Annotated in this window: 5 protein-coding genes; 4 read left to right on the forward strand and 1 reads right to left on the reverse strand. The window is 62.6% G+C overall.

Annotation, left to right across the window (positions count from 1 at the left end; translation table 11 throughout):
- Positions 1-584: 584 nt before the first annotated feature.
- Positions 585-1,277: a winged helix-turn-helix transcriptional regulator gene (locus DT057_RS34080; protein WP_128566431.1), complete on the reverse strand. Its 693-nt coding sequence runs from the start codon at positions 1,275-1,277 to the stop codon at positions 585-587.
- 101 nt (positions 1,278-1,378) lie between these two features.
- Between DT057_RS34080 and DT057_RS34085 the strand changes: the two genes are divergently transcribed.
- The 4 genes from DT057_RS34085 to DT057_RS34100 all read left to right on the forward strand — a co-directional run bounded on the left by DT057_RS34085 (position 1,379) and on the right by DT057_RS34100 (position 3,944).
- On the forward strand, positions 1,379-2,170 hold the full coding sequence (locus tag DT057_RS34085; RefSeq protein WP_128566432.1) for a VOC family protein: 792 nt from the start codon (positions 1,379-1,381) through the stop codon (positions 2,168-2,170).
- Positions 2,171-2,183: 13 nt separating this feature from the next.
- Positions 2,184-2,720: an SRPBCC family protein gene (locus DT057_RS34090; RefSeq protein ID WP_407068160.1), complete on the forward strand. Its 537-nt coding sequence runs from the start codon at positions 2,184-2,186 to the stop codon at positions 2,718-2,720.
- A 5-nt stretch (positions 2,721-2,725) separates the two neighbouring features.
- Positions 2,726-3,358, forward strand: a complete 633-nt coding sequence (locus DT057_RS34095; RefSeq protein ID WP_128566433.1) for a dihydrofolate reductase family protein — start codon at positions 2,726-2,728, stop codon at positions 3,356-3,358.
- Positions 3,359-3,560: 202 nt separating this feature from the next.
- Positions 3,561-3,944, forward strand: a complete 384-nt coding sequence (locus tag DT057_RS34100) for a VOC family protein (protein ID WP_128566434.1) — start codon at positions 3,561-3,563, stop codon at positions 3,942-3,944.
- The last annotated feature ends 371 nt before the right edge of the window (positions 3,945-4,315 follow it).

A 4,315-nucleotide genomic window follows, 5' to 3' on the forward strand; every position in this document is an offset into this window, starting at 1 on the left:
TCTCCCAACGCTCGCGACGCCGGCCGCTCACTCAACCGTCAAGCTCATCAGCCCGTTCTGAAACGGGGTCTCAGCCGTGGCGAGGCGCCGGCTCATTTTGGGCGCGTGGCCAAATTCGGCTCGCCACCGAAGCTGCCCTGGCTTGGCAGCGCCGTATGTACAGAAAACGAGGGTTTTTCAGCCACTTAACCATGTAAGGATTGCATGTCAGGAAATCAAACGGTGCGCCTATGCGGTCGCCACGCATTGCTTGAACCAACAAGGTGGCCTGCTTGGCGGATCACGACAGGCACGGCCTGAGGGGCAGCTTGCGACCCTGGTCGTGCCTTCGGAAGGCCTGCTTATCGACAGTCTGATTGGCCCGAAACAACCGAGTCTGGCAGCAAGCCACCATTCCGCTTCGGAGATGGTTGGCCAGAAAAGCTGACGGAGTCCTGCCGACCGAATTTTGCCCTTCGACAATATTCGGCCTTGCTGGAAGCGGCATGTCCGCTTCCGCGAAGGTGCGTTCTGGCCTGCCATCGCGCAGCTCACCCGGCATTCCGGAATGGCGCCGATTACCGATCCGACCGCTAAGGCGCTCCTCAGGCGGTTTTGGCGGGCAGAGCGAAGAGATCGACGAAGGACTGTGCGAGATCGGCCTCGCCCGCGAAGGCGAGCGTTCCGCCCGCACCGTCTCTGGCCAGAGGCACCTTGCCATAGACCGTGCGGCGCATCGCCATGGTATCTCCGGTGAAGGCGAGATCGGGTGCCTCCAGGACACCACGGTTCACGCGGATCTCACCGCCCGTCACTGTCGCGATGAAGTCCTCGCCAGGGAAATGAAAGGCAACTGTGACAGCCATTTCCGCGGCACGCTCTCGATCAATCAGGGCCTGGAGCGACATCATGGCTGAAGCCGCCGACATGAACAGGCTCGGATCATGCCGCGGCGAGCGAGCCGCCCAGCGGCCCAGGTCGCGCATCAATGGCGCGGCCTCACGGCCCCACGCTGTCAGGTCGTAGACCTGTACGTTGGCCGGCGACGGCAGCCGGAAGCGGCAGACGATGCCTGCATCTTCCAGGCTGTCTAGTCGCTGCGTCAGCACGTTGGCGCTGATGCCTGGAAGGTTCGCTCGAAGCTCGCCGAAGCGGCGGGGGCCGAAGACCAGCTCGCGCATGATCAGCAGCGACCAACGCTCACCAATGAACTCCAGGGCGAGCGCAGTGCCGCAAGCGTCATCGTACCGACGCTCCCGCGACGCAGACGCCTCACTGGTTGTTTTTTCTGACTGCATGGTTGCTTTGTATAACCGAGAATGCCAGCCTGGGCAAAGCGGGGCCGTAAGTGGGCTTGCGATGCAGCCGACGCGCCCGTTGTCACGGAGGAATGCGCCCGATGCCAACTGCCGAGGGTAAACCCATCTGGTTCGAGTTGAACGCGGCCGACCAAGATGCGGCACAAGCCTTCTACGAGGCTGTCGCCGGCTGGCGCGTCGCACCTTCGCCGATGCCGGAGCATGGCGGCTACAGAGTCGCGGAGGCAGATGGGAAGCCGGTGGCCGGGATCAGACGGTCAGTGCCCGAAACTCCCGGCTTTCCTGGTTGGGCAGTCTATCTCGCGACCCGCGACGTCGATGCCACGGCCTCCCGGGTGGTGGATCTCGGCGGCCAGATCCGGTTCGGCCCTATCGACATCCCCCACGTCGGTCGCTTCGCCATGGTCAGCGACCCGCAGGATGTGGTCTTCGCCCTGATGGATGCGGCGAGCCCCGACCAGAGCAGAGCCTTCGGGGCGGTGCCTCTTGGGACGGAGCAAACCCTCGGCCACGGTGTGTGGATCGAGCTCGCAACTCCCGATCCCGAAGCTGCCTTCGCGTTCTACGGGGCACTCTTCGGCTGGGAGAAGCTCGGGGCCATGCCGATGGGCGGGATGGGCGAGTACGCCTTCATCGGCCGCGGCGACCTGCGCCCTGGCGCGGTGATGTCGAGTGCAGCTACCGGCGCGCCGGCCCGATGGAATTGGTACGTCCACGTGGCCGATATCGATGCCGCGCTCGCGACGGTCCGCGAGAGGGGCGGCACGGTGCTCCAGGGTCCCGATCCCATCCCCGGCGGCAGCTACTCGGCCAACATCACTGACTCGGGGGGCAACAGGCTCGGCCTTGCCGGCCAGCGCCAGGCGGCGTGAAGGGACGCTAGCGATGACGAGCGCGCAGCTGATGAACGCAGGCAGACAGAGTGACCCCGCCGTGGGGAAGGCAAGCACAACAGTGGAGCGGATATCGGCCAGGGAGCTTGCCATTACGCGAACCGTCGACGGCCCGGCGCGCATCGTCTTCGAAGCATGGTCCAGGCCAGAGCTTTTCCAGCGGTGGTGGGTGCCCAAATCCTGTAGTGTCTCTTTGATCTCATTCGAGGCCGACATCCGCACGGGTGGCACTTACCGTTTGCTGATGGGCAACCCGTCCTCGGAAGGGCCCATGGCGTTCTTTGGCCGATACATAGAGGTGACGCCCCATGCCCGCCTCGTCTGGACCAACGACGAAGGTGGTGAGGATGGGGCGGTCACCACGGTGACCTTCGAGGAAAGGGACGGCGCGACACACGTCGTCGTGCACGAGCTCTATCCCTCGAAAGAAGCACTCGACGACGCCCTGGCCTCCGGAAGCACGAGCGGGTGGGGCGAGCAGTTCGAGCAGCTGGACGACCTGATCGTCCTTCTGAAGGCAGAGGTCTGACGACCATGGGCAAGGTGCGCGCGAGAGGTTTCGCGGTCTCCATCGATGGCTTCGGGGCCGGCCCGGACCAGAGCCTGGAGCATCCGATGGGCAAGGGCGGCCGAGAGCTCCACAAGTGGTTCTTCCCGACCCGGACCTTTCGATCGATGATCGGGCAAGATGGTGGGACCGACGACCGCTTCGCCCGCGCCGCGGCGGAAGGCTTCGGCGCCTTCATCCTCGGCCGCAACATGTTCGGACCGGCCGGCGACGATTGGGGCGGGCCCGACTGGAAGGGCTGGTGGGGCGACAATCCCCCGTACCACGCGGCGACCTTCATCCTCACCCATCACCCCCGGGCACCCATCGTGATGGAGGGCGGGACGACCTTCCATTTCGTAACCGGGGGGATCGAGGCAGCGCTCGCCCAAGCCAAGGCCGCCGCCGGCGATCTGGACGTCAAGATCGGCGGCGGTGTGTCGACGGTTCGCCAGTATCTGCTCGCGGGCGCGATCGACGAATTGCACCTGGCGGTGTCGCCCATTGTTCTGGGCCGGGGTGAGCACTTGTTCGCGGGCATCGACCTGCCAGGCCTGGGCTACCGGGTGACGGAGACGGTCCCAACGGAGCTTGCGACCCACATCGTGCTGACGCGCTGACTGCCGGAAGTAAACCAGGCGCGGCCTTAACGTCCGGAACCGACCCCGATACGGAATTTGGCAACGCCCGCTGCCGGCGAAAGTCCGGATGGGCGTGGGAAGCCGACGCTTGCTGGAAGGCGGGGTTCTGGCATGATCAAGTCCTTGTGCGCGTTTAGTTCCGTGAATATTTATCAGCATACAAGAGAGTGGAATAGCTGAAATGAAGATTACTGTTTCCATCGACGTTCCGTCTATCGAAGAGGGACTAAAGTTTTATAGTGATGCCTTCGGCTTCATCGAGACATCTCGACCTCATCCTGGCTATGCAATGTTGACCTTGAGTGATGCGACGATCGGGCTTCTTGCAAAACCGGCTGGTTCATCACCAGCGCCAGGCAGCAATGACGTTCGGCGATATGAGCGCCATTGGACACCGGTTCACGTCGATTTTCGTGTCGACGACTTTGAAGGAACGCTTGGGCGCGCCTTGGCGAACGGCGCAAGGTCAGAACAGGTGCACCGCGTGCCAGGCTTTCCCCCCGTCGCGTTCTGCAGTGATCCTTTTGGGCATGGGTTCTGCATTGTTGGAATGAGAAAGCTTTAGAGCTCCTGTAGATCAGCCAAAAACACCGATAATTTCGCGAACGACTTGGTTATGAGTTCTTCGATAGTTCGTAGGGCCGCTTACAAATCAGGACTCTGCCTGCTGCTTGTGATACACTCTGTTCCGATGTTCGCTTCGGAGATGCCGGCAACGGCCGCTGACTGACCGAGATGGGTGCAAAGCCGAATGTCAGCTTTTGGGTGACAGTCCAACGATGGCTCACCGCTGTATTCGGTCATTCCGTTATTCGGATCTGCGTGTCAAGAAAACGACCGTTTTCCTTACATCTTTGAGAGCCGCTTCAGCTGACGCGCTTGACGCGAGTGCGCCGCCACGCCGCCGATGTCAGGAAAACGTGGCAGGAAAACTAC

It is taken from the genome of Methylobacterium crusticola (genome assembly GCF_003574465.1).
Taxonomy (GTDB): domain Bacteria; phylum Pseudomonadota; class Alphaproteobacteria; order Rhizobiales; family Beijerinckiaceae; genus Methylobacterium; species Methylobacterium crusticola.

Bases quoted from the DNA above. Each gene is read 5' to 3' on its own strand.
- DT057_RS34090 (WP_407068160.1), top strand. From the start codon at position 2,184: ATGACGAGCGCGCAGCTGATGAACGCAGGCAGACAGAGTGACCCCGCC.
- DT057_RS34095 (WP_128566433.1), top strand. From the start codon at position 2,726: ATGGGCAAGGTGCGCGCGAGAGGTTTCGCGGTCTCCATCGATGGCTTC.
- DT057_RS34100 (WP_128566434.1), top strand. From the start codon at position 3,561: ATGAAGATTACTGTTTCCATCGACGTTCCGTCTATCGAAGAGGGACTA.
- DT057_RS34085 (WP_128566432.1), top strand. From the start codon at position 1,379: ATGCCAACTGCCGAGGGTAAACCCATCTGGTTCGAGTTGAACGCGGCC.
- DT057_RS34080 (WP_128566431.1), bottom strand. From the start codon at position 1,277: ATGCAGTCAGAAAAAACAACCAGTGAGGCGTCTGCGTCGCGGGAGCGT.